Below are 23,290 nucleotides of genomic sequence, written 5' to 3' on the forward strand. Positions count from 1 at the left end.
TTCAACGTGTTGAACGGGTGTATGATGAATTCAAACGTCCTTGAATGGTGGGTGGGCTGAGTCTCCTGTCGCCTCGTTGACTGGATCGGGCGCGTCAGTCGCCGTCACGGGTCCTCCTCTAGTGACGGTGGTACCGAATCGCCCTCAGACTGTTGCTGACGGACGTACTGGAGGACCGATTCGAGTGTCTCAGTATCCTCAGTTCCCTCAAGCACCCCCACGAGTTCGCTTAGCCGTTGCTGACGGTCGACGATTTCTGGGTCGCCGTGTTCCGTCTCGATTGCAGCCACCTCGATGTGGCGGTCCTCGCTCCACCCACACGTCCAACACTGCCGGTGGAGAACAACTTCCTCGCCCTGTTCGGTATCGAGAATTGCGTTGGCAAGGGGCGTCGATGGCGGCCGCCCGGGGCCGACCTCTCGAGAGACGTACGGCTCACCACAGTCCGGACATTCCATACGTCAAACTCGATTGGCAGGCGCCTAAACCGTGTGGGTGGGCCCACGGCATGTCCAATCCCGGTCGACAGAAAGCACTTATTCGATCCTACTGTACTGAACGAGCATGTATTCGTACTTGTTGGTCAGGAAACCACGTATTCGGTGACGCGGTCCGCACGACCTCGCCCCTCGTGGGCTCGTAGCGGGCTGCATCCCGGGTACGTACACTCACCATGGACGATGCTGAACTCCTCCGACGCGAACTGCGTGCCGCACGCGATGAACTCGTCCGCAAGCGCGCCGACGAGGCCGATGATCCAGTCGCGGCCGCAAGCCAGCTCCCGCTCATGCCGGAGCGCGATGACGAGTTCCTCCGACTCGCGCTCATGAGCGTGAACGAACTCGAAACACACATCGAGCGTCTCGAGCGAGACCTCGATGACCTCAAGAACGGTATCGACCACCCCGACGACTAATCCACATCGCCGCTGCTGGAGCGGTATCCATCGGTTCCCTCCAAGAGGGACACAAACAACGTCGGTGTCGCAGTCACCCAGTCGGTATGCAGACATGTCGCCCACGCTTGCCCCATACCCGACGCTACCTCAGACCCAGTCAACCACTCGAATCGACTCACACCAAATCCACGATGCAGGTCTATCCAAAAATTCCACACTACGACCACCCCATCGTTCCAGACGACTTCTTCGACGCAAACGACCTTGTCATCGTCAAGCGCTGTGTTGCCGAACTCCGAAGAATACAGACGAACGCCATGCGCAACGACGCCGATTCCGCCACGATCTGGCAGCACCTCCCGAGTGATGACCGAGTATCCACGTGATGAGATTCGCAGGCGGGGTGGCGACCCTGAAGAGATTAGCGACCGCTATCGCGACCAGAAACCAGCGTCGATCTCTGTCTCGTGGGCAGACTTCGTCGAAACCGTCTGTAACGAGGACGACACCATCGAGTACATCGCGGCAATCCAAGAAGCACTCACGAGGCTCAGATGTCGCAAACGCGAGTGTGACATCGGCATGCCCATCTCAGCGCAATGGGAGACCGACGTCCAACAGCGGCTGATCGCGAAGTACGCGTTTGCGATTCCAACACGCGAGGCACTGGAGTATCTGCGCGAGCAGGGCCCACTCATTGAACTTGGGGCATGGAAGGGCTACTGGGCGTCCGAACTCGATAACTGCGGTGCCGACATCACTGCCTACGACATCGATCCAATCCTCGATCCGTGGTTCCCAGTCGAGTCTGGCGACCAAGATGTCTTGTTGGAGTACAGCGAGACGGAGACACTCGTTCTTTGTTGGCCACCAGTCGGGCCGATGGCCTACGAGGCACTCCTCCTCCACGACGGTGACGTCGTCTACATCGGCGAGCGACCCGGAGAGGGATACAAGGCGTTCGCAGATATGCGATTTTTCGACGTCCTTACCGCTCGTTACGAACACGTCGCCCAGATCGACCTGCCGAGCCATCCGGGTGCAACAGACGATCTGCATCATTACCGGCCGCTGGATTAAACGTGTGCAGACGCTAGATCCAATCCGATCGCAGTTGGATATCACTTGGAGGGTCAACCCAAGAGTAACCAGCATCAGTTGACAGCTCGATAACGACTACTGCAGAACGGCCTCGTCGAACACCACTCCAAGGGCGTGGATCGATGATGAGCCAACAACCGTCACAGTTCTGGTGAGCACGCCCGTCTGGGTTCGCCGCCGACTGGACTGCGCAGTCGACGCAGACCGAATGAGTGACCCGTTCGTCCTGTCTTCAGGTGTGGGCCTCGCTAGTCTCGGTCTCGGGCGGGGTGTCACAAAAGGTACACCCCGTGAGCGTCTGCTGTCTCACTCGTCCTCCACGTCAGCACCGAGGCCAGTCGTCCAGCCACGGTGGAAGACGGCCAACTGCGTCGTCGAGTCGAAGGCTGTACCACTCGGCTCGTGAACCAGAACGCAGTTTTCGGGAATCGGAGCGCGACCTCTAGTGAACAGAGAGCGCCCTAGGAGTGACTGAGCAGGAACGCAGGCTCATCGATCGAATCGACGACTGCGGCAGCGTCATCAAACTCCTGATTCAGGTCGTACTCGGTCGCGTCGCCGCTCTCCCCCCGTCCACGTCGGTCCATTGCGTAGACGGTGCAGCGTTCTTCGAGAGAGCGGAGAACAGGTTCCCACCGCGTGTGGTCGGCAGTCGGGCCGTGGACCAGTACGAGCGGTGAGCCGTTCCCCGTGCGTTCGTACGCAATCGGTGTGCCGTCTGTTGGAGTGACTGTGTCCATTTCCATCAACCGTAAAGATACGCTGTCTGACCATGTCCCCCTTTCGCACAGAGTCACTCGGAACTGGAGAGCTGCCAGATGGCGCGTGTTGTATACACAACGCCGGCACGCACACAAACCCCGCCAACAGTTCTTGCGTCGTTGTGGCCAGAGTGCGCTAGACACACTGACGGCAGGAACTGTTGGAGGGGTTGTCCGTGGTCGCGTAATCTAATCGAGTAGTTTTCACGTCTCGAGACAGTTGCCACCAGTTCGTGACGGCAGTTCTTCGCTTTCGGGTCGGCGGTTGGGATCTCCGAATCTGGATTAAGGGCTTGACGACCCAGATCCAGATCCCGACCCTGAACCGGACGAACTCGACCCCGACCCAGAGCTACCCGATCTACTGCCGGACATTGAGGCGGGCCGCGAGCAGGCGAGATCCGGGGGATACCCGACATAGCCCCGGTCTTCGGGACCGTCGGTCAGCGGGAGGTGGTTTCTGTAAAACCGGACCCGCTCACCGAACGACCGCTCGACGTGCAGCAGTTGTGGGTTCTCGCTCTCATCGTCGTAGACCGCGTAGGTGCCGACAGCGGCCGCGTAGACTGTCGTGTCAGCGGCTTGTGCGAACTGTGCAGCGTAGGTGCTCTTGTTCAAGCGACAGAGCGCAAATTTGAGCCTGTCGAAGCGGACCTCGACTCGACCGCTAACGGAGCCACTGACAGAAAAAAATCCCTTGAGGTTGTCGAACAGTTCTTTATACTGACTCGGCCGGAGTTCGATCTTTGCGTCGGCGTCGGTGTCCCGGACGGAGAAGTCCCCGTCCGATTCGAGGTCGTGGAGCAACTTGTGCAGTTGCTTGGGGAACGAACAGCCCCAGATCCAGATGTAGCCGTCGGAGGCAAAGGCCGCCTGCATCTGTTTCTTGTTCGTGGTCAGCGTCGAGAAGTCGGCCGCCGGTCGTGGGTCTTTGTCGTCGGGATCCCGGAACGTCTCCGGGAGTTCATAGGTGTCACCCTCTGGCCGCCCGCTCTGGAAGACGGTGTCTTTGTAGCTGTTGACGAGGATCGGTCCCTCCCAGTAGCCATGGGAGAAGAAACTCACCTCGGCGAGGGATCCGGCATCGTTCTTGCCGATCGCTTCGATTTTGTCGTACACGTCAACGATTGAGAGCGTGTTCTTGTCCCTGGCGTCGAAGTACGGCGGCCCGTCGTCCGGGACCTTGTAATCGCCTTTGGCGATTTTCTTGTGGCTCGTGTCGTCGGGGTCTTTGTTCTTGACAGTGGTTCCCTTACCGGTTTGGCGGGTAGCGATCACACCTCGCCAGAAGTCGAAGATATGGAATTTGAGTTTCTTCCGTGGGTGTTGCTTTGCCAGCCAGCGCATCCGCCGGTCGGCATACGCCCGGAAGTCCGTCGGGCCGCTGTCGATGTGCACGTAATCGATGCCAGTCACGAAGACGTACTGGCGCATCAGGCCACCTCTGCTCGCCAGCGGTGTCGCTCTGGCACGCTCACAGCAGTCACGGGTTGTTTCCCCCGCCGTTGTCCGGCCCATCGCCCGACAGCGACCCTCCCTGCTGGAGTTTGATGAGCGAGGTCGGTACCTTCACCTTCCACGGGTCGCCGACGGTCTTGGCTTCCTCGGGCAGTTTGTTCTGTTGGTCTTTGATCGCGTCGATAATCGAGACGTACCCGGGGTCGCCGATACTCGGCGGCCCATCGCCGAAATAGGGCTCTTCGTACTGCATAAAGTAGGGGACCTGGTACTCGTACCCGGGTCGCACCGGGACGACGACGCGGGCGGCACCGGCCCGCAGGAAGGATGCAAACGTCGGGTCGGACGATTCCAGCCGCGAGAGTGACGCCCACTTGGCCTCGTCGGCCCAGTAGTACGGATAGAACTTGTAGGTCATGTTCGTCCACTCGAAGGCCTGTTCGAGAAACCTGATTGTGTTCGCACGGTTCTCGATCCCGGTTTCGGTCACGTCCGTCGGTGACGTACTCGGCCCGGTCTCCGCTTCGATGTCGCTGGGATGGAGGGCATCGCCCTTCAGCATCGCCATCACCAGTCGCTTCAGTTCGGTCTGTTCGATCTCGCGGTTGCGTCCCGGATTCTGGCCGGTGATATCCGGCCCGCCCTGGATCTCTTGGGCCGCGACTCGTTCCTCGTACTCCGCGCGCTCGTTTCGGTAGGCCTCCATGATCGAGCGGTAGGTGTCGATCTTCCACTGCTCGAAGTTCTCCGGCGTGCGCTCACAGAGAACGTGGAACTGCAACGAGAAGCCTTTGCTGTCCTCGGCATAGATAGAGACAGGGACGTTCTTCGACCATGGGGACTGGCCATCGACCCGGACCAGCTTCCTCCCCTCGCTTTTTGTCCCGAGATCGCCGTGATCGGTGCCGTGCAGATAGCCTTCTTTCCAGTTGTGACCGACGATATTTACTGAGAGCCCGTGAATGTTGCTTCCGTCCGGTTCCTCACCGGGGTCCGGTCGCGAGTAGATCGGATCCTCGACGCCGACGCGCGTGGCGACGTAGCCCTCCGGAACAGAGATCGTCGCCTGCTGCTGAATGACCGACCGTTTCTTCGCAGTCGCCGTCTTCGTCTTGTTCTTGGTGACGAGTTGCCGATCGGGCGGTGAGCCTTTCGCGCCGTACTTCTGGAGATAGTACTTGTAATTCCAGGCCCGCAGGTCACCTGGACGGAGCGAACGGAGATTCGCCCCCTTGGTCAGGCGCTCGACCTGGTCTTCGGCCAGGTCCGGCGAACTGCTGTCCATCAGCTCCAGAAGACGCTTGTTAATTTTTGGCGGCGTCGGTTTCTCCATGTCCACTTCTTCGGCGGCATCGGTCGCCTGTGAGTACCGATAGAACGCCCCGGGTTCGGGGACGACGAACTCGAGGAGCATCCGCTTGCCGTGGTTGAACACCTGGACGTCGTAGAACTTGTCCAGCCACCGATAGATGCCGATAATATGGTCGGTGTCGTTTTCGCCGGTGTTGTCGATCTTGTGGCGATTTTTCTCCTCAGTCTCCTCGATGGTTTTCTCCCACTCCTTGCGCTTGACGCGTTTTTTGATCCTGTCGACGGTTTTCTTTGTCACTTCACGGGCGAATGTCTGGCTGGAGCGGCGCGTCTCGGTTTTGGCCGTCCGTTGGTCGTAGTTGGCGTGGGCTTTCATTTCGACCGTCGGGCCGTAAGAGGCAGAAATCTGGATGCCCGTATCGATTTCCCGCTCTTGCTCGACGGTCTGGCTCGTCTCGTTTTCCATCTCGAAGCGCTCGTGGACTGGAGCGACTTTTTCTTCTCTTTGACGCGCTCGGTCTCTTTGCCGACGTACTCTTCGGTGCGTTCCAGCGTTCGATGCTTCCGGTCGCGTAGTTCCCCTTCGAGGACGTTCTCGATGTGGGCGATTTCGCCCATCTCGTACCGGTCCAGCGTTTTTCGCATCGTCTGCAGTTCCGCGATACCGAGCGGATTCACATGTGGCTCGACGGGATAGAACGCCTCCGGTCCGATCCACTCGAACACCCCATCGCTGGCTTCCTCCATGATTCCAACCGACTCACCCAGAAGCGACATTGGTGAGTGGGGGGCGCTCGTGGTCACCCCGTCGAGTAGTTCGTACTGCATGTCCGCCCCGACCTCCCGCGTTTTGGTCTCCAGTACCGAGAGCGCGTCATCGGGCGAGAGATTCGGATCGTCCAGTCCGACCGAGCCGAGTGTTTCCATCGTCGACTCTCCCAAGAGATTACCGAGGCGAAGCGGTTGCATCGTCGCGCTCCCGCCATCCCCTACCACTCCATCGTCATCGTCTTCGTCGTCTGTTTCGTCATCGAAATCGTCGTCCAACGCGTCTTCCTCGTCACCCTCCTCGTGTTCGTCCGCATCGTCCAGTATCTCGGTCGCGTCTTCGACCGCCTCCGCAAGATGGTCGCCGATGTCGTGATCGTCGCGCTCCTCGTCACGCTTCACATCGGTTGTATCCGTTCCCTCATCGCGGTCATCTGGGGTCGCTTCACGCTCTCCGTCCCAGTCGTCGGATTGTGACTGTGTCGCCTGGAACCGTTGCTCGCCGCCAGCCTCGCTTGAGGGCCCCTCGGTGGTGTCGACGGCGACATTTTGTGAGAACGAAATCGCCGAGACATCTGCTCCCGCCGCGGCCCCGGGTCCAAACGCAGTCGAAACCAGTTCATTCCGGGCCCTCTTGACCGTCGTGAGCGTCTCAGCAAGTTGCTCGGTCTGTGTGCCGTTTTCTGTTGCCGGGTCGGCCTGTGCTTGGATTCGGTTCTGCGGGAGCGGGAACAACGAATCCGAGAGTGTAATTGGGCGGTCGAGCGCACGCCCGACTGCACCCATCCGGTCTAGCTGTTCGTCCTCGGCAGCCGCACGCTCGACGAGCGAAAACAGTCGCATCGCGTCTTCGAGTCGCCCAACGGTCTCCTGCTGTGGCTCGCTGTCCAACGAGGCGGCTGTCAGACTGCTTGCCACCCGCTCGCGGGCATCGGCGAACGACGCGGTGTCGGTGACGCTCGTTGCCGGCGACCCGAACATTTCCTCGATAGCATTTTGAAGATCCGAGAGGGAATTGGCCCTCTCTGCCGCACGCTTGAAGTCCGACAGCGGCACCGAGAGTTCTGACGGGTCCTCGACGTACTGCTCCGAGGCCCGGAACTCAGCGGCCGCGTCGGTCATGGCCTCGCGGTCTCCCTCGGACTTTGCTTCCTCCAATCTCGCCATCAGCGGCTGGGCGACGGTTCCAGCTGTAGACAGCGTCTCGGTCGCTTCCGCTGCGGCTGCCTCCCGTGGCTTGATGACCATGAAATCGAGCAGGTCTTCCCCCTCTGTTATCTGCTGTGCGTCGCCGAACGTGATTTCGATGTCGACGATCTCCACCCGGTCGGGATGTGTCACCGACAGCGATTCGGTGATTTTCTCCCCGTTCGAATTGCGCAACCGGACCACAAGTTCGAACGACTCTGTGTCTATCTCAGGATACACCAGATCGTAGGTCTCATCACGGAATACGTCGCCCGCCACGAGTGGGGGTCCGTCACCGTTCGCTACCGCGACCGTTGCGTCCGCGGGCGGCGCGCCTCCGGTGATCGCACCCTTGACACGGTTGAACTGTACGACCGATTTCTCTGTACCATCCGTGCCAACCCACGTCACGCTACACTCTACCCCGAACTCTACTTCGATGGTGCGTTTTAGGTCGGCTGCTTCTCGCGCTGTGGAGTTCCGTGCCACGGTCCCTCCGTTTTCGGCCTTGTCCGTCGCCTCAGATTCCGAGAGCGCCGTCTCGTCTGCGAGATAGGCAGCCAGTGAGTCCACAGTCCGCCCTGATTCAACTGGTTCGATCGATACCGTGTGTGTAAGTGACATGCTACCACGTCAACATGTCTATTCTCCCGATGGCCGTTTGTAGGTTAGGGTGTTTCCCCCGTGGTCAGGAAACGACGTATTCGGTGACACGGCGGAGCGTCACAGAAGGCACAGCCAGCAAGTGTATGTTGCATCACGCTCCTCCCTCGTCGGTGTCGCGAGCGGCGGTCCAGCCTCGATGGAAGACCACGAGTTGGAGAATCGAGTCGGATGCCCCGTCGCTTGGCTCGTGGATGAGGACCCGTTCGTCGGGGATGGGAATCACGTCGGCGCGAATCTACGCGCCTCCGCCTCTCAGGCGTGGACAAACTACTCGGTGATCCGTTTTTAACCAACTCTTCGGAAGACGACGGTTTTGTGTTGGTTAACTTTCGGAGATCAGAACTGATGAACGGGCTTCACGCGGGGGGTGTGTGAATAGCCCACTGGATCGCTATTCGTCGAGGCGCTGGAGCAATTGCGTGACGTACGGACTGTTCTCCCAGCTCCGATGTGGGCTGATCGTCGTGATCACCATTCGCGCCACCTCGTGGCTCAGATGCCTGTTCCGAGCGTAATCCACGATGAGCCGCGGCGTCGGGACGATCCGCGGGCCCTGCAGCACTGCATGAATGAGCGCAAAATTCGTCCCACCGAACTCGTCAGTGAGAAACCCGTCGACGTCAAGCGCGTTCGCGAGAACGATGCCGTCGGTTTCACCGTCGTCGAGGCCGAACGTTGGCCGGGCGTCCGGCGTATCGTCGCGTTCGTACGGATCCTCGACCGTGTAGTGCGTGCGAGCGACGAGGACGTTGTTCGCAGCCGCAGCGTGGATGCCTTGGTACTGCGTGATGTCGCGGAGCTCTGCGATCACTTCTGGCGGCACAAACACGTCACACGAGGTGAGCAGATACTGGAGGGGGTCCAGAATATCGGACCGACCGCCGCATCTGCACGGGGCACGGCGAGGCTGGCGAAGGCGCTCGTGTCAGCGACGACCGTTCGCAATCGTCGGCCGCTCAGCAATTGTCGCCGGCCCCGGTTTCGACTGTCGTCACGTCCCCCTCGTAGATGTCGACGTCGTCAGGGGTAGCGAGATCGAGCGGTTCGTCTTCGAGGTCCGCTTTGAGAAGACGGAGCCGCGTGGTGGACATAGCACCAACGAAGTCTGTAAGCTGGTCATGGGTGAGGTTGGCAGTATAGTACGTCGTTGCGATCGCCTTCGGAAGCGGGTCTCCGCCGTTCATCGGTCGCGCAGTCGATCGCGAGCGGCTGCGAACCGAACTGGATCCGTATCGCCAGCAGCGGCCATGTCGTTTGCCGACTGGAGCTGCGAGTCGATGAGCCGATTCTGTTGGCGTGACCACTCACTATCGTCGTGCGTCCGAACATACTCGGCCCACTGTTTGATCATCGCACGCCGTTGCTCGGTATTCCGGCGTTGATCGGCTTCAAACTCGTTTGAGTTCAGCATAGTAGTCCTCCACTCCAAGCTTGTTGACGTACGTTTCGAGCTGCTCCGTGTTAAATCGTTCCTCGAAGGTCAAGTACAGGTGGAGTGCATCCTCGAAGTCCTTCCCGCTGAGGCTGTCTGCAGCTTGTGCAAGCCGGAGTTTGTACGCGATTTGGAGCTCAAGCGGGCTGATCTCGATCTGCCCCTCATCGAATGCCACCGTAAGGGGGTTCGAGAGAGCCTCACGCTCAACGTCGTTTGAAACAAACCACGTCTCGAAGTTCGGGTACATCTCCCCTTCTTCGGCAATCCGGATGCGGCTCCCCTCGCTTAGCATCGAATACATCTCATCAAGCGGCATCGCCATCCCCCAATACCCCTGATTTTTGAGTTCCGTAACTAACTGCTCAGTCTCCGTTTCAGACAGCGACTCCAGAATGATGTCGATGTCCTCTGTCGATCGGGAGCGCCCAGTAAGGATCGCGACGTACCCACTAACGATGACGTAGGTAACATCACAGGCGTCGAGAATCTGCGTAAACTCGAGTACATCTCTGTCGAGCGCTGAAAGCTCCCGTGAAACCGTGAGTGTGCCGTCACTGAGTTCCATCAGTTCCCTCCATGGAACGCCGATAAACTAAGGACTGCGTCATTTGTGCCGGCACGTCCGTTTCGATGCTCATACGTTGACTCCTTGTTCGGTATCATGACGTACGTCCTTACTGATCTCGTAGTGTTCGTGGACGACGGGCCGGAGCGCCTGCAGAATCATCTCCGCAGCCAACGGCGAGATTTCGAGATCCTCGGCCATCAGGCGGTGGGTCACCTCGCCGCGCTCCCGAGCAACCGCGTAGGTGAGTGCCGTCGCAAGGCCGGCGACACCCTGGCGGTCGATGTAGGTGTCGATGTCAGCGTTCGTCTCGCGGCGGCCGACGGCGTCGATGAGCGCCGGCGTGATCGTGTACTCGCGGTCGCCCGCGGCCGTCGTTACAGTCAGGTCGATTGCGCGGGCGGCGTACTGTCGGGGCTGCTCGTCCTGTGTAACTTCGACGACGCCGGTGTCGACGAGCCGGTTCACGTAGCTATAGGCCGTTCCCTGGGCGAGGTCGAGGTCCTCTATCACGTCCTGGACGGTCGCCTCCCCCTCCTGGGCGAGATACGCATACAGCTGAGCTAACTGTGGCCCCTCCAGCAAGTCCGCGACCGAGAGGAATTCCTGGACGATGTCGCCGTCGGCGCGGTTTGAGGTGCGTGACACGATTCGTTCTTGATTACAGTTTACAGCGAATCAGTAAAGGGTGTTGGGTCACTCTGCCGGCGTCGCGACGAGATGCTCCTCGAGATCGCGTGTCCAGTACGTTGCGGGGCCGCCGGGATTACAGCGGGCGCACAGCTGTAGTGGGCCTTCCAGGTGGCCGAGTTCGACGCAGAAGCGAATGAATGTCGCGACCGAGTCGACGACGAGTCTACAGCCATCACACGGGGATGGTCAGGCTCATCTGGATCTCGCTGAAGAGTACGAGGTGATGCGGTGAGGGTCTCAGTACTACCGAGTAGGAACTTTGAGGGGGCAGAGGGGAGACCAGAGAGTAATGAGTCCGACTGTCCACGAGGTTCGGAACTCGATTCGAGTGGCGACAGGTCGCTTCGAACGGGAGTTCGAGGCTTCATTTACGAAAGAGGAGCTACAGGCGATCTGTGCGACACTCGAGATCGATGTCGACGAGACAGGACAGCCGTCGACAACGCGGATGCGCCGACTCATCCGGGCACAGGTCGGTATCGCTGAGTCGCTGGAGACGGCGGACGACTCCACGTTTCGGAAGGCCGACCTCCAAGCGATCGCTGACGCGGTCGGGACGTCATCCGAGCCGTAGTCGACAAACTCTCGTCAGTATGCCTGTTGTGAATCCCAAAGCGTCTTCTCTTGGCCAACTTGCACGCTGTATTCACGACCGCTAATACCCCTTCAATTCTTTTTCTACGGCCACTGAAGAGTTTTCTCGGTCGTCGACTAGCGTATGGTCGGTTTGCTGTTACATCTGCGGCGAAGCCTTGCAGCGGGACGACGAGATGGCGAAATGTGAACACTGCCACAGCTGGTGTCATCAAGCATGCCGAGTGGAACGTGAGGGAGATACCTGTCCGCGCTGTGCCGACGAGGCGTGGATTAGCGTCGCCGAATTCTGACCGACAGTTCAACTGCTCTCTAAGCGACCCGTGAAGTCGCTGCGCTGGCTCTATTGAACCCCGCAACGACTGTTAATAGTGCCTGAGAGACAGAGAAGGTGAAGACAGCAGTCAGTACAGCTCTCCCCATCGAGGGATTCGGCACATTGTGTCTACACCTGGTTCAAAAGAACTGTTCGAATATCTGTCCCAGCAAGACGCATGTGTGACAGTAGTATGAGGGTGTTGTCACTAGTTATCCTCGAGCAACGAGCGAGCTCGCTGCACGTAACTGTTCGCCCCCCAGCTACGGGCGTCGCTGATTTTATTGAGGAGCAACCGTGCCTCGGCAGCTGAGAGGTGTTCAGTTCGAACGAGAACCGAGAGCAGTGTCGGCGTCGTGACGAGTCGGGTATCAGCGAGTGAGGCGTGAATCAAACCAAGTTGGTTGAACTCGTCACAGAGGAAGAGCGCAGCATCGAGTTCGTTTGCGAGGGTGACCGCCGCGTTCTCACCGTCATCGAGCGGAAACTCCGCATCAAGCTCAACCGACTGTGTTGTGAATGAATCCGTTTGGTCGAGGACGGCGGACGCAGCGTGCCCGTGGACGTCATCGTAGGAGGCAATCTCACGGAGTTCATCGATGACCGCCGTTGGGACGACGACCTCGTACTGCGAGAGACAAAGTACGAGTGGATCGGGCTCGTCGCCAGTAACGATCCCGAGACTGACGAGGGCGGAGGCGTCTGCGATAAGCTGCGCCATCTATACGTCGGCAACCTCGTCGATGAAGTCCTCGTCTAACTGTTGTTTCAATACGCGGAGGTTGGCCGCCTCCTCGGCGCCGACGAGCGCTTTGAGTTGCTGGAAAGTGATCTCGTTGTCGTAATAGGCGTCGGCAATCTCTTGGACGAGCGTGTCGTCGTGAGCGGCGTCTTGGAGGTACTCCCGAAGCGCGGTCACGAGGACATCTGTTCGGTCTTCCCCGAGGACTGCAGCGAGTGCATCCGCCCGGTCGATGAGCCGATTGGGGGCCCGAAACTGGACGCGCTTCTTTTCGGTGCTCATGATGTGTACATTGTGAGCCAACGCACTTAGCCGTTTTCGTGTGTACGATGTGAGTCTCACTCGGACCTCTAGGTTACGTACCGATCTCGTATTCTTTTCTTCCAACGGTGCGCATCGAAGTCTTACGTTTAGTACGTCACCGCTCCACTAGGATAGCATCGAGTACAGAGCTGGAACGGTCCTTCGAGATGACCAGTTCAAGGAACTGGCGGACAAGCGTGCCCGAGAGGACAGTAGTAAGAACACGGTCTTTTCATGTGGCGGTCTCTGTGATTACAATAGGGCCCGCATCAGCAACCGCGAGGATCACGCATTCAGTCCCCACCGAACGTCGTCTTCGATAGCCTGTACCTCTTGCTCTGCTCGCTTGACGCGGTCTCGACCGACAAGGTTGATTGCGGTCTCGCGGTCGATTTTGTCGTCGATGTATCTCGAGAGAACGAGGTCAACCCAGAGATCTTCGACACCGCGTTCCAACGCTTGTTCGAGGATCTCCGACCCGGTGAAGCCCCGCGCTTCGGCGATTTCTTTTACCTGTTGGTTGAGATCCGTGTCCATGGTTAGACAATTACGCTATCATGATGTGGATACGTACAGACCAATCTTTCGACGACACCGAGAATTCGATCAAGGCAATCAGGTAGTTCTTCGGAGAAGGCTTATGTCTATACGGAAGCATAGCACACGCATATGCCCGATGCTGATACAGGGTCCAGCAATAACGGCCCAGAGATGGTGCAAATAAACCTCCGGCTAAGCAAAGCCTTCCTCGAAGACATCGACGCAACGTGGGAAGAACAGGGGTTCAACTCACGGAGCGAATTCCTTCGCTACGCTGCTCGTGACGCCATCAAACATCCCGAATTTTCGCGAGAAGGATGGAAGCAAATCGCAGCGAGCGAACACGACCTCCGGTCCGGTGAATCAGATTTAGTCTCGCGAGACGAAGTCCTCGAAATGATGGATCGAGACACGGATAGTGAGTGAGGAAGACTGGACGTGGAAGGAGTGAGGAAGACTGGACGTGGAAGTTCTCACCACGCGCTGCGAACCAATTCAAAGGGCTCGATACGCACGTTCAAGACCGGATCGTCTCAAAGCTCGACGAGATTGTCGACTCAGAGTGGCGAGATCCTGACGACTTTGTTGAGCCGTTAACTGGTGGGCCATTCTCGAAACTCCGTATCGGACAGTATCGTCTGGCTTGTGTCTTGGACTACGACGAGTCAATCCTCGAGGTCCATCGAATCGAGCACCGAAGTGGTGCGTATACTGCCGACGATTGAACTTCAGAACAAGAAGCATCAGTATCTCAAATTAGCGGCTGGTTTTTGAGCAATGAAGTATCCTCAGTTCCGGAGTGATACGACTATCTTAACCAACAGAATCTGGTCTTTCCTCACGTAATGCACTCTCGAGGCGTTCGACAAGAACTGTACTAATTGAGCGTCGGCACATCCAGAGGGATAGTTGCATTGTAGCTCGAAAAGAGCAAGAGGTGTTGGTTAAGTCTGGCCCCTACGGCGTTCGGAGATCTTGAACTGGCTTCACGACGAAGGTGTCTGACTCGCTGGTTGCTCCTTCACCTGATCGCTCCGCCGACGTCGAGGGCGATCGCGTGAACTGGGTGATGAACTCGTCGCGAACGGTTCCTCGAGGGATGGTGGTCTCGTGCCAGCCCAGCCGATCGTCGAAGTGCCGCTTCTGGAACTGCTCGCCGACGTCGTCGCCGGCGACGTACTGCGTCCGTGTCGACCGTCCGACCTGCCGGGAGACGAAGACGGCGCCCACGGCCTCGTGCGTGAGCTCGACGAGGGCACACTCCACGAGGGCGACGACTGACGCGTGATCCCGTTCGGTCGGGACCGTCACCTCCAGATCCGTCCACGGAGCCTCACCGTCGGGGATGGTTCCTACCTGATGCACTGAACGTGTTTCGCTGTGTCGTTCTGAAGCCATCGTCTACCGGGGGCATGTGATGCGCCCCGCCACACCCTCGTGGGGGCAACAAACACCACCGAAACGCACCCGTCAACCTATGCGCTAATTCTGATACTTCTGTAGTTCCGCTACCCCGGTGATGGCCTCTCGGCCTGAGAGAGCCGGCGGCCTTCGCACATTGCATATCGCCTCTTTCTTTGGACGAAAACCGCGATATGCGAGACACTACGACGCCCTCAAATCGAATAAGAACCCCGTCGGGCAGATTTGAATGCGTAGAAAGTACCTCGACGAGTTCCAGGATAATGCTGTGGTTTCAAAAATTGCTCGACTGCGGGGTAACAAAGGTGATATCGGCGATATCTGACTTCTTTGGGGTCACTGCTTCACCTATTCTGAGCCCCTCAAGGCTGGCCGTCTCGCCACTTCGAATTGTGGATCACCCCCGATTCTCCCGAGTCTGGCCGTGTTAGACGCTGAAAATTGCTCGACGGGGATTCAGAAGGGGATGTCTTTGGTCTGCAAAACAATTCTCGACAATCTGAGGGGTGACTATGATTTAGAGTTGCTCAGCGGGACCGGCGGACTGCTCGTCCACTTGCTCGTACATCTCATCTGGGAATGGGAGACTGCCCCAGATCGAGTAGGGACACTGGTCTTGGTCGATGCAGTAGCGTTGTAAATCGTCATTATTGCAGTTCATCGGTAACGGCGTGTCGCCGTCGATTGTGTTCGAGAACTCGTAGCGGACCTGGTGCTCGGTCTCCTGCTCGTCGTACCAAGGCCACCTCGAGAAGACGTCTTTGAGGTCTGTGACAATCGTCTCGGGGTCGCTGTCCTGGTACTGGGGCAGCCACATCACGATCCGGGCGAAGTTGTACAGGTCCTTTCGGATCAGCTTCTTCTCGTGGAGACGTTCGGCCATATTGGCCATACAGGGGATAGGAGTGCCTCCCACGACAGGGGCCGTGGAGCTATCTCCCCCTGTCTCAATAGCCAGCCACGCTACCGAATTGACCTACCCGTAGACCTCATCTGGATCGTAGACTTTCTCTCCAACTGTTTCGTCATCGATCGTTCGGGAAAAACACGAACGGTATCCCGTATGACAGGCCCCGCCCTCTTGCTCAACGCGATAGAGAAGCGCATCTCTGTCACAATCGACCCGAATTTCCTGAACTTGTTGGATGTGTCCGCTTGTCCCACCCTTCTTCCAAAGCTCATCTCGACTCCGAGAGTAGTAGTGGGCGAGTCCCGTCTCCTGCGTTGCTGCCACCGCTTCCGGTGAAGCGTACGCGAGCATCAGAACCTCGTCAGTATGTGCGTCTTGCGCAACCGCTGGAACCAGTCCGTCATCTCCAAAGTCGAGTTCGATATCTACTGGCTCGTCGTTCATACTGAATTGTATTGTCGCTGGAGAATACCAATTTTCATTCTCGTCTCCTGAGGACACGGTACAACCGCGCAGTCCATTGCTCTCGTAGTGTAGTCTCCGGGTTCTCGAGAGACCAGCCAGCAGCAGTAGCAGCATCTGCGAGACTGAGATACTCCCAGTGCTGAGGAGGGAGATACTCCGGCCGATTGGAAGTAGTCCCTATCAGGACGTGTCTTTCCGTATCGTATTGGCTACCGAGGTGCCGAAGGTCCGATGCAGTTGGCATCACCTGAAAATCTCGACGGACGAGGTACTTGGCGCTGAAGGCGTGAGCGGCTCCGAAATCCGTCGATATGAGACCGACGTTCTGCGCCCATCGTCGCGCATCGACGACGACCGCCTGTGGCTCACGGGTCTGCCGGAGTGCAGCAAGCTCAAACGCGAGCGTCATGGTTTCGCCCGTCATCGGCTAGAAGAGGATTGCACCGCCCCATCCGATGAGTAGCGAGAAGCTGACGGCAGCTGCCGCCTGTCGGAGCATCATTCGACCGGCGTATCTCGGGGAAAGTTCCTTCGCGACCGTGATCGCCGTCACGAGGCAGGGAAGCAACACCCCCGCTAGGTAGACGGCGGTCAGTACCTGCACGGGAGTCATCGCGGACAACGTTGCACTGAGCCCGTCTGATTGTAATAAGAGTAGACCATCCTTGCGGATCGATCCCATCACGACGACGAGCGCCGTCTCACCGGGGAGGTTGAACAGTCCCATCACCGGCGAGAGAGCCTTACCCGCCACGTCCAGCACGCCGAAATAGTCGAGAACCGATGCAACGAGGACGATTCCGGCGAAGACGGGGAGGGCCTTCACGAAGAAACTCCGAATCACGGTTCTGGTCTCGCGCCACACTGACTGCCAGGTCGGCCACTGGAGGAACGCACGGTTCTCAGTAGACAGCGATGCCGTTCGCGCACGCTCGGGTGCGATCAGGCGCGCATAGACCAGTGTCGTGATCGTGAGAATCCCGAGGTACGGAACGACGAGCCATGGCATCTTGACCGCCGCGAACACGGCGAGCGTCGCCGGAAACTGATACGAGCAGGCGGATCCGAACCCAATCGTCGACACGGCCGTCCGGCGTGTACAGTCCGAACACCCACGTGTGCTGGTGACCGCCGGGACGTTACAGCCGAATCCCATGACCACGCGAACGAGGTCCCGACCGGTGAGGCCCACGCGCCGAAGATGCGGATGGAGCGACGCAGTAATCCGCGTGACGAGTCCGCTCTGCTTGTAGACGGCCATGAACGCCGCGAAGATGAGGATCGTCGGACCGGCCCAGACGAATAGGAATGGCCCCATCGAGAGCACGCCGTAGTCGCCGCCCAGAACTGCCGACAGCGGTCCCGGGAGCTCGTTCGTCCACCGAACCGCGGGCTCCAACAGTGTACTCACTTGGGGGGAGAGTTCGGCAGCAGCAGCGTTCGCGAAGTGGACTGCAGCCGCGGCGGGCAACAGAAGCAAGGCAATACTGACGAACGGGCCGAGAAGTGGATGCTCAATGATCGTCTCCGGTGGGTCGAGATGAATTCCAGTTTGCCGGGTGACCCGCCCCGGGAACTCGTCGGCATCGCGGAGCGCGCTGACGAGTTCCGTCCGCTCGCGTCCGTCGACCGCCGCCCCGCCGCCGTCGGTCGCGACGCGAGAAACGTTTCGCGCGTCCACTGGAGCGAGTGGCACCCCGAGGTCGTCGGCGAGCGCGTCCAGTTCGTCGTGGGCTTCGGTCTGGTTCTCGACTTTGTCCCAGAACGTCACGGCAATCGCGCCGACTGTTCCCTGCACCAGTGGCAGCAGGTCCTCGAGGTCGTCGTCGATGTTCGTTGCGCGAACGACGAGGAGCACCGTCTCGGTGTCTTCGACGGCGCTGATCGCTGTTCGGGTGGTCTCGGTGTCAGTCCCGAGCAAAATTCCGGGCGTGTCGACGAAGACGAACTCGTCCGACTCGTATCGCTCGACGTTGACGGTCGTTCCGCGGAAGTTACCGGTCGTCGGCGTCGTTCCGGTGAGGCCGGCAACGAGCTCCGACTTGCCGACGCTCTCTTTGCCGACGACGACGGTCTCTCGCCGGTCGTCTCCCGTCTCGTCGCGCCCCGTCGCGGAGTGACTGTTCGACCGAGGGCGTGTGTCAGTCATACTTTTTGAACCCAATCTTCGGCGCGAGTTCACGGAACGACTGCCGACAGAGCCAGATGTCGTACTTACTGACGAGGCCCTGTTCGCGGCCGGTCATCCGACACACGTGTCGGTCGTCGTCTCGCGCGTCGTTCGAGCGCTCGCTTCGGCTGTCGGGCTGTGATGAGTGTCGTGTCACGGTTAGCAGTCGCACATGTCTGGTTCGCAGCAGGACGCGTCCTCGAGGAACATGTTCTTCTCACGGTACTCGTCGAGGGGAGCGCGGTCGATACCGAGTCTTGCAGCGACTTCGTCGGCGACGACCGCGAACCGCTGTCGGAACTTGTAGATGAAGCAGAACTGTTGTCCGTTGTGTGCAACGTGGGGGCCGACGAGGAACAGTCCCGGCGTCGCCGTCGACTCGTCTCGCTCGGTCAGTCTCGGGTGGCCGTTCTCGAACTCGAAATAGTCGTCCGCCGGGCCGAGACCGGACTGGAACCCCGTCGCGAGCACGGGTCGGTTCCGCGTTGTGAACGTTTCACCGCTCGTAGAGACGACCTCGAACGAGCCGTCGTCTCTGTCGACGCGTTCGACGCGGATGCCGTCGTTGAGAGTGATCGGTCGGTCCCGTTCGAGCGCCTCGTGGAGGCGTTGGCTGGTGTACGGGGATAGGACTTCGCTCGGGTCTGGGCTGCGATACTGCCACGGACCCTCCTCGTCGAGGACGAGTACCTCGTGGCCCAGTTCGGCGAGCGTGAGCGCCGCGTCGATTCCGCTTTCGTACCCGCCAACGACCGCGACTGGGTCGTCTACGCACTCGTCGGCGAACGCGTGCCACGAGTCGACCTGGGAGTTGTGGACGCAGTGACCCGCACCGGGGAACGGCTCGTCGTTCGGGCGGCCGAACTGTCCGGCCGCCCAGATGACGAAGCGACTCCGGACGGTGCCAGCGGACGTGTCCAGAACGAACCCATCGTCGTGGCGTTGGAGGGATTCGACAGCTACGCCGGTCCGGACGGGAAGGTCATGAAACTCGACGACTCCGCGGAGGTACTGCGCGTACTCCTCGCCGGTCGGGTGTTCGCGGTCGAGCGCGAACGCGGGCGACGTGTCCGTCGTGACGGCGTTCAGGTCTCGACAGCCGAAGCTGTTGCTGGGAAACGAGGGGGTGATGAACTGCATCTCCTCGGGCCACTGTCGAAACGACGCGCCGACGTCGTCTCGCTCCAGAATCGCGTAGGAGTCGAGGGCGAGGGCTTCGAGAACGACGCCAATACCGACGCCAGCGGCACCTGCGCCGACGATAACGGCGTCGAGCGACTCGTCCGTTTGGGGGGTCGTTGGGGGCTCCATTAACAACAAAATAGTCTAGATAGCCAATTATAAATAAGACATGGTCTAGAGTTAATAACAGATGAGTCGAGAGACGATTCCCGTCACCGTGCTGAGCGGCAACCTCGGCGCGGGGAAAACGACCGTGTTGAACAACCTCCTAAACACGCAAACGGACCTCGATATCGCGGTCCTCGTCAACGACATGGGCGAGGTGAACGTCGACGCCGAGCGCGTCGCCGAACACTCCGACATCTCGGAGGACGACGAGGAGTTAATCGAGTTGTCGAACGGCTGTATCTGTTGTGAGCTTCGGGGCGACCTGCTCGACGCGCTCGCGAAGCTCGCGCAGGCTCGCGAGTTCGATTACCTCGTCATCGAATCGACCGGTGTCGCCGAACCGCTCCCCGTCGCACAGACGCTCACGATGGGATTCGACCAGTCGGACCTCGACCCCACGGAGTTCTACGAGGAGACCGGCATCGAGCCGATGGACTACTACGAACTCGACACGACGGTCACCGTCGTCGACGCCCACCAGTTTTGGACCACGTTCGGCTCGGCGGAGTCGCTCATGGACGGCGACACCGAGAAGGACCTCGGGAGCCTCCTCGTCGAGCAGATCGAATTCTGCGACGTCCTGCTGTTGAACAAATGCGACCTCGTCGACGAAGCGGCGCTCGACGAGATCGAGGCAGTCGTCGAGGTGCTACAGCCGCGCGCCGAAATCCTCCGAACCGAACACGGTGCGGTCGACCCGGACGCAATCCTCGACACGGGTCGATTCGACTTCGAGGCGGCGAGCCAGTCCGCCGGGTGGATGCAAGAGCTCGAAGAACCCCACGCCTCCGCGGAGGAAGAACACGGAGTCACCTCGTTCGTCTTCGAGTCCCGTCGGCCGTTCCACCCGGAGCGGTTCGCCGACCTGCTGAACGAACTGCCGACGAACGTCGTCCGCTCGAAGGGACACTTCTGGCTGGCGGGTCGCGAGGACATCGCGCTGGGTATCGACGTCGCGGGCCAGTCGATTCGACTCACGCCTGCAGGGCAGTGGCTCGCGACACTCCCGGCGGACGAACAGGCGCAGTACTTCGAGGCGTACCCCGAACTGGAGGAAAGCTGGCATCCCGAGTACGGCGACCGGGGCTCGCAACTTGTCCTCATCGGCACCGACATGGACCACGACGACCTCCGTGCGGACCTCGAGGCGGCCACGTTGACCGACGAAGAGATGGACGCCGACTGGAGCGCCTTCGAAGACCGCTTCCCGACGTTCGAACGTCTCGAAGACGCCGAAGAGGCTGCGGACGGGGACGCACAGTCCGCCGAGAGCGCCGAGGAGGTCGGCCTCGCCGATTGACTATGTCTTCGCCACGCTCGCTGTTTCAAACGGTCGTCGACAAGAACGTCCCGCGCGGAACGCGGGAAGACGCCATCGACGAACTCGCCGAGGAACGGGCGACTACGCAGCTTCGACTCGTCGTGGTCACGAGCGGCCTCGACGGGCGGTACCGTCGCCAAGCCCTGAACGCGCTTAGTCGGTGTCGAGCGACAGACGCGCTCGACAAACTCGCGAACGACACGAGCCTCGCACCCCCGCTTCGAGAACGGGCACAAGAAGCGCTCTAGGAACGAATCGGGGACCGCCTCCCCCATCCGAATCTGTCGTCGTTAGTTAGTCCGAACGCGATGTTATTAGGCTAAGGCAAGCAGTACCCGCCTATTTTTAATAACTATTTTAGCTCCCTTCCAGTTGAGTTATTAACGGAATGGCGTACACCTGCTCCAGTTGCGATGCACAGTTCCAGAGCGCCGCCGGTGTGACCCAGCACGTCGCCCTCCACCACAACACGTGCGCCGAGTGCGACGAGCAGTTCGACAGTACCGATTCGCTCCGCAGCCACATCCACGAGAGTCACTGACTTAGCGAGTCGACCGCAGGCCCCTCGAAGCGCGTTTATTCCTGGTAGGGCCACTCCTCGTCGGCAGCGATGGTCGTCGCGAGCTGCCAACCCGCGGCTGCTGCGGCGTCCGAGACCGACTGGTATGTCCAGTCGAAGACTCGGGTGACGACCTCGCTGGTCTCTTCCGTGCCGACGAACACGTACCGCGTCGTCTCGAAGTGGTCCCGCACGCTCGCCAGTGCCTCCGGAATCGAGCGCGGCCCCGACAGGAACTCCTGTTCATACCCCACCTCGCGGACGCGCCGCCGTTCGATAAACGACGGCTTCGAGGAGACGATTCCGAGGTGGGTCGTCCACCGCGCGGCGTCTTCGAGCGCGTGGCTCGGTCGCGCGAGTTCGTCGAGCGCCCGCAGCGAGAATGCGAGCGTGAGGTCGTTCGACGGCATGTCAGGACTGCCCTTTCGACAGCGAGGCGGTAGCCTCCGAGTTCACTTGGTCGTGCGGTTCGAGAAGGCGTTCCGCGGCGCGGCGACCACCGACGACGTTTCGGGCGAACGGGCCGACGCTCATCTCCGCGAGCGCGCCCGAGACGTACAGCGCCGAATCGGCGCCATCAGTCCGTCGCCACGCGAGCGTCCGGTCGTTGAGGACGGGAAAGCCGTTCGCCCCGCGTTCGAGCGACAGCGATTCGGCGAGCGTTCCCACGAGCGGGTGCTCCGGGGCGGGGTCATGCCCGGTTGCGAGCACGACCTGTACGTCCGTGGCGGTCGTGCCGTCGTCGAATCGGAGCTGCAGTCTGCCGTCCGCCGCGTGCGCGTGGTCGATCTCGCCGCACCGAACGTCGAGGTCGCCGCAGTCGCGGGCGTCCGCCAGTCGGTGCGCGACGTACGGTGGGATTGTCGCATCGTGGCGCGCGGCACGAATCCGGTCGTAGCGGGCTGCCGAGCCCGGAGGGAGCGAGTGAATCTCCTGTTCGATGTGTCGCCAGTTGATCCACTGTGGGTCCGCCTCTGTCAGTTCGACCTCCAAGCCGCGCCGCGAGAGGAGCGTCACATCCGTGCGTTTCGACAGGTGACAGGCGAGCTGCGCCGCCGTGATACCGCCGCCGACGACGAACGTCCGGCCGTCAAAGGTCGCCGCCGCCGCCGGGTCGAAGTCGTCGTCCCAAACGTGCGCGAGCCGCGCGTCGTCGGAGAGCGACGCCGCCCACGAAGGGACTGTCGGCTGACCCCCGAGGCCGACGGCCAGAACAACGCGACGAGCGTCGAGCGACCCACGAGACGTATCCACGCGGAGCAACCCACGCGTCCGGGACCTCGTGACACCCGTTACCGTCGACTGACGGTGGCAAGCGTCGATATCGCGTCGGTCGATGACGTACCGGGCGTGGTCGAGAAACAGGTCGAGTGTCGGTCGGTTCGAATAGTCCTCGGTCGGAACGAGTTCGTGTTCCCGGTGTGCGCCCTCCGCAAATGAATCGAGCGAGAACGGCTCGGTGTCGATGTGGTGGACGAACGTCGAACGGAGGGTTTGCATTCCGCACTGTCGTGCTTTCGTCGCGAACGACGCCAGTAACCGTTCGTGAGGGTCGACCAGACAGAGTTCCCCGTGGTCGTAGCCACCTTCGTCGAGGAGGTAGTTCGCCACGCACGTCCCGTGAACACCACCGCCGATGATTACATATTCGTACGGCTGGCGGTCGAGTGAGTTGTGGTCGCCAGTCGACTCACCGTGGGTCATCTTTCACCTCCGTCTCCACCGACGTGCGTGGAAGGAGACGGCTTGCGCGT

At 60.0% G+C, this 23,290-nt stretch carries 29 protein-coding genes and 4 pseudogenes; 8 read left to right on the forward strand and 25 right to left on the reverse strand.

Going from position 1 to position 23,290, the window contains the following annotated elements; all coding sequences use genetic code 11:
* Nucleotides 1–104: 104 nt before the first annotated feature.
* Nucleotides 105–458 carry a hypothetical protein gene (locus tag DEQ67_RS15755; RefSeq protein ID WP_115891684.1) on the reverse strand — a complete coding sequence of 118 codons (354 nt, stop codon included), beginning with the start codon at nucleotides 456–458 and terminating at the stop codon, nucleotides 105–107.
* Nucleotides 459–583: 125 nt separating this feature from the next.
* A complete protein-coding gene (locus DEQ67_RS15760) occupies nucleotides 584–1,012 on the reverse strand; it encodes a hypothetical protein (RefSeq protein WP_199522558.1) in 429 nt (142 codons plus the stop codon).
* Nucleotides 1,013–1,089: 77 nt separating this feature from the next.
* Here DEQ67_RS15760 and DEQ67_RS15765 point away from each other — a divergent pair, with 77 nt between their 5' ends.
* Together DEQ67_RS15765 and DEQ67_RS15770 are read left to right on the forward strand one after the other, a co-directional pair.
* A complete protein-coding gene (locus tag DEQ67_RS15765) occupies nucleotides 1,090–1,284 on the forward strand; it encodes a hypothetical protein (RefSeq protein ID WP_115891682.1) in 195 nt (64 codons plus the stop codon).
* Nucleotides 1,265–1,978: a hypothetical protein gene (locus DEQ67_RS15770; RefSeq protein WP_199522557.1), complete on the forward strand. Its 714-nt coding sequence runs from the start codon at nucleotides 1,265–1,267 to the stop codon at nucleotides 1,976–1,978. Before DEQ67_RS15765 ends, DEQ67_RS15770 begins: the two co-directional genes overlap by 20 nt.
* A gap of 139 nt (nucleotides 1,979–2,117) precedes the next feature.
* Here DEQ67_RS15770 and DEQ67_RS15775 read toward each other — a convergent pair.
* From DEQ67_RS15775 to DEQ67_RS15825, 11 genes and pseudogenes are all read right to left on the reverse strand, one after another.
* Nucleotides 2,118–2,309: pseudogene (locus DEQ67_RS15775) on the reverse strand (DUF7558 family protein); the annotation flags it as partial.
* A 151-nt stretch (nucleotides 2,310–2,460) separates the two neighbouring features.
* Nucleotides 2,461–2,745, reverse strand: coding sequence for an alpha/beta fold hydrolase (locus tag DEQ67_RS15780; protein WP_199522556.1), 285 nt, complete (start codon nucleotides 2,743–2,745; stop codon nucleotides 2,461–2,463).
* A gap of 300 nt (nucleotides 2,746–3,045) precedes the next feature.
* Complete coding sequence (locus tag DEQ67_RS15785; protein ID WP_199522555.1) at nucleotides 3,046–4,194, reverse strand: hypothetical protein; 1,149 nt, start codon at nucleotides 4,192–4,194, stop codon at nucleotides 3,046–3,048.
* Between the two features lie 49 nt (nucleotides 4,195–4,243).
* Nucleotides 4,244–5,995, reverse strand: a complete 1,752-nt coding sequence (locus DEQ67_RS15790) for a hypothetical protein (protein ID WP_147301785.1) — start codon at nucleotides 5,993–5,995, stop codon at nucleotides 4,244–4,246.
* Nucleotides 5,902–8,109 (reverse strand): hypothetical protein, encoded by a 2,208-nt coding sequence (locus DEQ67_RS15795; RefSeq protein WP_147301784.1) that lies wholly within the window; start codon nucleotides 8,107–8,109, stop codon nucleotides 5,902–5,904. The genes DEQ67_RS15790 and DEQ67_RS15795 overlap by 94 nt, the downstream gene beginning before the upstream one ends.
* 133 nt (nucleotides 8,110–8,242) lie before the next feature.
* Nucleotides 8,243–8,374, reverse strand: coding sequence for a hypothetical protein (locus tag DEQ67_RS15800; protein WP_255418829.1), 132 nt, complete (start codon nucleotides 8,372–8,374; stop codon nucleotides 8,243–8,245).
* A 168-nt stretch (nucleotides 8,375–8,542) separates the two neighbouring features.
* Nucleotides 8,543–9,111 (reverse strand): annotated as a pseudogene (locus DEQ67_RS15805) (hypothetical protein).
* The gene (locus DEQ67_RS15810; protein ID WP_115891679.1) at nucleotides 9,108–9,335 is read right to left on the reverse strand and encodes a hypothetical protein; all 228 of its coding nucleotides are present in this window, start codon (nucleotides 9,333–9,335) and stop codon (nucleotides 9,108–9,110) included. Before DEQ67_RS15810 ends, DEQ67_RS15805 begins: the two are co-directional and overlap by 4 nt.
* 204 nt (nucleotides 9,336–9,539) lie before the next feature.
* Nucleotides 9,540–10,151 (reverse strand): hypothetical protein, encoded by a 612-nt coding sequence (locus DEQ67_RS15815; RefSeq protein ID WP_115891678.1) that lies wholly within the window; start codon nucleotides 10,149–10,151, stop codon nucleotides 9,540–9,542.
* A 69-nt stretch (nucleotides 10,152–10,220) separates the two neighbouring features.
* Nucleotides 10,221–10,799, reverse strand: a complete 579-nt coding sequence (locus DEQ67_RS15820; RefSeq protein ID WP_115891677.1) for a DUF7437 domain-containing protein — start codon at nucleotides 10,797–10,799, stop codon at nucleotides 10,221–10,223.
* Between the two features lie 48 nt (nucleotides 10,800–10,847).
* Nucleotides 10,848–11,047, reverse strand: a pseudogene (locus tag DEQ67_RS15825) (DUF7558 family protein); the annotation flags it as partial.
* An 86-nt stretch (nucleotides 11,048–11,133) separates the two neighbouring features.
* On the opposite strand from DEQ67_RS15825, the gene DEQ67_RS15830 reads away from it, so the two are divergent.
* Complete coding sequence (locus tag DEQ67_RS15830; protein WP_115891676.1) at nucleotides 11,134–11,418, forward strand: hypothetical protein; 285 nt, start codon at nucleotides 11,134–11,136, stop codon at nucleotides 11,416–11,418.
* 544 nt (nucleotides 11,419–11,962) lie between these two features.
* Here the strand turns inward: DEQ67_RS15830 and DEQ67_RS15835 are convergent.
* The 3 genes from DEQ67_RS15835 to DEQ67_RS15845 all read right to left on the reverse strand — a co-directional run bounded on the left by DEQ67_RS15835 (nucleotide 11,963) and on the right by DEQ67_RS15845 (nucleotide 13,336).
* Nucleotides 11,963–12,475, reverse strand: coding sequence for a hypothetical protein (locus DEQ67_RS15835; protein ID WP_115891675.1), 513 nt, complete (start codon nucleotides 12,473–12,475; stop codon nucleotides 11,963–11,965).
* Nucleotides 12,476–12,778, reverse strand: a complete 303-nt coding sequence (locus DEQ67_RS15840; protein WP_115891674.1) for a hypothetical protein — start codon at nucleotides 12,776–12,778, stop codon at nucleotides 12,476–12,478. It abuts the gene before it with no gap.
* Between the two features lie 306 nt (nucleotides 12,779–13,084).
* A complete protein-coding gene (locus DEQ67_RS15845; protein WP_115891673.1) occupies nucleotides 13,085–13,336 on the reverse strand; it encodes a hypothetical protein in 252 nt (83 codons plus the stop codon).
* Between the two features lie 132 nt (nucleotides 13,337–13,468).
* Here DEQ67_RS15845 and DEQ67_RS15850 point away from each other — a divergent pair, with 132 nt between their 5' ends.
* Both DEQ67_RS15850 and DEQ67_RS15855 read left to right on the forward strand, forming a co-directional pair.
* Nucleotides 13,469–13,765 carry a ribbon-helix-helix domain-containing protein gene (locus DEQ67_RS15850; protein WP_115891672.1) on the forward strand — a complete coding sequence of 99 codons (297 nt, stop codon included), beginning with the start codon at nucleotides 13,469–13,471 and terminating at the stop codon, nucleotides 13,763–13,765.
* On the forward strand, nucleotides 13,762–14,064 hold the full coding sequence (locus tag DEQ67_RS15855) for a type II toxin-antitoxin system RelE family toxin (RefSeq protein ID WP_115891671.1): 303 nt from the start codon (nucleotides 13,762–13,764) through the stop codon (nucleotides 14,062–14,064). The genes DEQ67_RS15850 and DEQ67_RS15855 overlap by 4 nt, the downstream gene beginning before the upstream one ends.
* Nucleotides 14,065–14,296: 232 nt before the next feature.
* Here DEQ67_RS15855 and DEQ67_RS15860 read toward each other — a convergent pair whose 3' ends face one another.
* From DEQ67_RS15860 to DEQ67_RS15890, 7 genes and pseudogenes are all read right to left on the reverse strand, one after another.
* Complete coding sequence (locus DEQ67_RS15860) at nucleotides 14,297–14,737, reverse strand: hypothetical protein (protein WP_115891670.1); 441 nt, start codon at nucleotides 14,735–14,737, stop codon at nucleotides 14,297–14,299.
* Between the two features lie 541 nt (nucleotides 14,738–15,278).
* Nucleotides 15,279–15,662: pseudogene (locus DEQ67_RS15865) on the reverse strand (primase-associated protein); the annotation flags it as partial.
* A 75-nt stretch (nucleotides 15,663–15,737) separates the two neighbouring features.
* Complete coding sequence (gene hisI / locus DEQ67_RS15870; protein WP_084816490.1) at nucleotides 15,738–16,115, reverse strand: phosphoribosyl-AMP cyclohydrolase; 378 nt, start codon at nucleotides 16,113–16,115, stop codon at nucleotides 15,738–15,740.
* A gap of 34 nt (nucleotides 16,116–16,149) precedes the next feature.
* Nucleotides 16,150–16,560, reverse strand: a complete 411-nt coding sequence (locus DEQ67_RS15875) for a DUF7124 domain-containing protein (RefSeq protein WP_084816489.1) — start codon at nucleotides 16,558–16,560, stop codon at nucleotides 16,150–16,152.
* Between the two features lie 3 nt (nucleotides 16,561–16,563).
* Nucleotides 16,564–18,285 carry a nucleoside recognition domain-containing protein gene (locus DEQ67_RS15880; RefSeq protein WP_115891669.1) on the reverse strand — a complete coding sequence of 574 codons (1,722 nt, stop codon included), beginning with the start codon at nucleotides 18,283–18,285 and terminating at the stop codon, nucleotides 16,564–16,566.
* Entirely contained in the window at nucleotides 18,278–18,463 is a 186-nt protein-coding gene (locus DEQ67_RS15885; RefSeq protein ID WP_058567877.1) for a 30S ribosomal protein S14, read from the reverse strand. Before DEQ67_RS15885 ends, DEQ67_RS15880 begins: the two co-directional genes overlap by 8 nt.
* Nucleotides 18,464–18,465: 2 nt before the next feature.
* Nucleotides 18,466–19,617, reverse strand: coding sequence for an NAD(P)/FAD-dependent oxidoreductase (locus DEQ67_RS15890; protein WP_058567876.1), 1,152 nt, complete (start codon nucleotides 19,615–19,617; stop codon nucleotides 18,466–18,468).
* A 61-nt stretch (nucleotides 19,618–19,678) separates the two neighbouring features.
* Here DEQ67_RS15890 and DEQ67_RS15895 point away from each other — a divergent pair, with 61 nt between their 5' ends.
* The 3 genes from DEQ67_RS15895 (at nucleotide 19,679) to DEQ67_RS15905 (ending at nucleotide 21,518) form a co-directional block, all read left to right on the forward strand.
* Nucleotides 19,679–20,956 (forward strand): GTP-binding protein, encoded by a 1,278-nt coding sequence (locus DEQ67_RS15895; protein ID WP_058567875.1) that lies wholly within the window; start codon nucleotides 19,679–19,681, stop codon nucleotides 20,954–20,956.
* A gap of 2 nt (nucleotides 20,957–20,958) precedes the next feature.
* Nucleotides 20,959–21,225, forward strand: a complete 267-nt coding sequence (locus tag DEQ67_RS15900) for a hypothetical protein (protein ID WP_115891668.1) — start codon at nucleotides 20,959–20,961, stop codon at nucleotides 21,223–21,225.
* Between the two features lie 140 nt (nucleotides 21,226–21,365).
* Entirely contained in the window at nucleotides 21,366–21,518 is a 153-nt protein-coding gene (locus tag DEQ67_RS15905; protein ID WP_158250849.1) for a C2H2-type zinc finger protein, read from the forward strand.
* Between the two features lie 35 nt (nucleotides 21,519–21,553).
* On the opposite strand, the gene DEQ67_RS15910 is transcribed toward DEQ67_RS15905, so the two are convergent.
* Nucleotides 21,554–21,946 carry a DUF7124 domain-containing protein gene (locus DEQ67_RS15910; RefSeq protein ID WP_058567873.1) on the reverse strand — a complete coding sequence of 131 codons (393 nt, stop codon included), beginning with the start codon at nucleotides 21,944–21,946 and terminating at the stop codon, nucleotides 21,554–21,556.
* 1 nt (nucleotide 21,947) lies between these two features.
* Nucleotides 21,948–23,240 carry an FAD/NAD(P)-binding protein gene (locus DEQ67_RS15915; protein WP_115891667.1) on the reverse strand — a complete coding sequence of 431 codons (1,293 nt, stop codon included), beginning with the start codon at nucleotides 23,238–23,240 and terminating at the stop codon, nucleotides 21,948–21,950.
* Nucleotides 23,241–23,290 lie beyond the last annotated feature (50 nt).

It is taken from the genome of Haloferax sp. Atlit-48N, assembly GCF_003383015.2.
GTDB lineage: Archaea > Halobacteriota > Halobacteria > Halobacteriales > Haloferacaceae > Haloferax > Haloferax volcanii.

Excerpts from the sequence above, each read along its gene's own strand:
- DEQ67_RS15755 (WP_115891684.1), bottom strand. The coding sequence starts at position 458 with ATGGAATGTCCGGACTGTGGTGAGCCGTACGTCTCTCGAGAGGTCGGC.
- DEQ67_RS15760 (WP_199522558.1), bottom strand. The coding sequence starts at position 1,012 with ATGTCTGCATACCGACTGGGTGACTGCGACACCGACGTTGTTTGTGTC.
- DEQ67_RS15765 (WP_115891682.1), top strand. The coding sequence starts at position 1,090 with ATGCAGGTCTATCCAAAAATTCCACACTACGACCACCCCATCGTTCCA.
- DEQ67_RS15770 (WP_199522557.1), top strand. The coding sequence starts at position 1,265 with ATGACCGAGTATCCACGTGATGAGATTCGCAGGCGGGGTGGCGACCCT.
- DEQ67_RS15780 (WP_199522556.1), bottom strand. The coding sequence starts at position 2,745 with ATGGAAATGGACACAGTCACTCCAACAGACGGCACACCGATTGCGTAC.
- DEQ67_RS15785 (WP_199522555.1), bottom strand. The coding sequence starts at position 4,194 with ATGCGCCAGTACGTCTTCGTGACTGGCATCGATTACGTGCACATCGAC.
- DEQ67_RS15790 (WP_147301785.1), bottom strand. The coding sequence starts at position 5,995 with ATGGAAAACGAGACGAGCCAGACCGTCGAGCAAGAGCGGGAAATCGAT.
- DEQ67_RS15795 (WP_147301784.1), bottom strand. The coding sequence starts at position 8,109 with ATGTCACTTACACACACGGTATCGATCGAACCAGTTGAATCAGGGCGG.
- DEQ67_RS15810 (WP_115891679.1), bottom strand. The coding sequence starts at position 9,335 with ATGAACGGCGGAGACCCGCTTCCGAAGGCGATCGCAACGACGTACTAT.
- DEQ67_RS15815 (WP_115891678.1), bottom strand. The coding sequence starts at position 10,151 with ATGGAACTCAGTGACGGCACACTCACGGTTTCACGGGAGCTTTCAGCG.
- DEQ67_RS15830 (WP_115891676.1), top strand. The coding sequence starts at position 11,134 with ATGAGTCCGACTGTCCACGAGGTTCGGAACTCGATTCGAGTGGCGACA.
- DEQ67_RS15835 (WP_115891675.1), bottom strand. The coding sequence starts at position 12,475 with ATGGCGCAGCTTATCGCAGACGCCTCCGCCCTCGTCAGTCTCGGGATC.
- DEQ67_RS15840 (WP_115891674.1), bottom strand. The coding sequence starts at position 12,778 with ATGAGCACCGAAAAGAAGCGCGTCCAGTTTCGGGCCCCCAATCGGCTC.
- DEQ67_RS15845 (WP_115891673.1), bottom strand. The coding sequence starts at position 13,336 with ATGGACACGGATCTCAACCAACAGGTAAAAGAAATCGCCGAAGCGCGG.
- DEQ67_RS15850 (WP_115891672.1), top strand. The coding sequence starts at position 13,469 with ATGCCCGATGCTGATACAGGGTCCAGCAATAACGGCCCAGAGATGGTG.
- DEQ67_RS15860 (WP_115891670.1), bottom strand. The coding sequence starts at position 14,737 with ATGGCTTCAGAACGACACAGCGAAACACGTTCAGTGCATCAGGTAGGA.
- hisI (WP_084816490.1), bottom strand. The coding sequence starts at position 16,115 with ATGAACGACGAGCCAGTAGATATCGAACTCGACTTTGGAGATGACGGA.
- DEQ67_RS15875 (WP_084816489.1), bottom strand. The coding sequence starts at position 16,560 with ATGACGGGCGAAACCATGACGCTCGCGTTTGAGCTTGCTGCACTCCGG.
- DEQ67_RS15880 (WP_115891669.1), bottom strand. The coding sequence starts at position 18,285 with ATGACTGACACACGCCCTCGGTCGAACAGTCACTCCGCGACGGGGCGC.
- DEQ67_RS15890 (WP_058567876.1), bottom strand. The coding sequence starts at position 19,617 with ATGGAGCCCCCAACGACCCCCCAAACGGACGAGTCGCTCGACGCCGTT.
- DEQ67_RS15895 (WP_058567875.1), top strand. The coding sequence starts at position 19,679 with ATGAGTCGAGAGACGATTCCCGTCACCGTGCTGAGCGGCAACCTCGGC.
- DEQ67_RS15900 (WP_115891668.1), top strand. The coding sequence starts at position 20,959 with ATGTCTTCGCCACGCTCGCTGTTTCAAACGGTCGTCGACAAGAACGTC.
- DEQ67_RS15905 (WP_158250849.1), top strand. The coding sequence starts at position 21,366 with ATGGCGTACACCTGCTCCAGTTGCGATGCACAGTTCCAGAGCGCCGCC.
- DEQ67_RS15910 (WP_058567873.1), bottom strand. The coding sequence starts at position 21,946 with ATGCCGTCGAACGACCTCACGCTCGCATTCTCGCTGCGGGCGCTCGAC.
- DEQ67_RS15915 (WP_115891667.1), bottom strand. The coding sequence starts at position 23,240 with ATGACCCACGGTGAGTCGACTGGCGACCACAACTCACTCGACCGCCAG.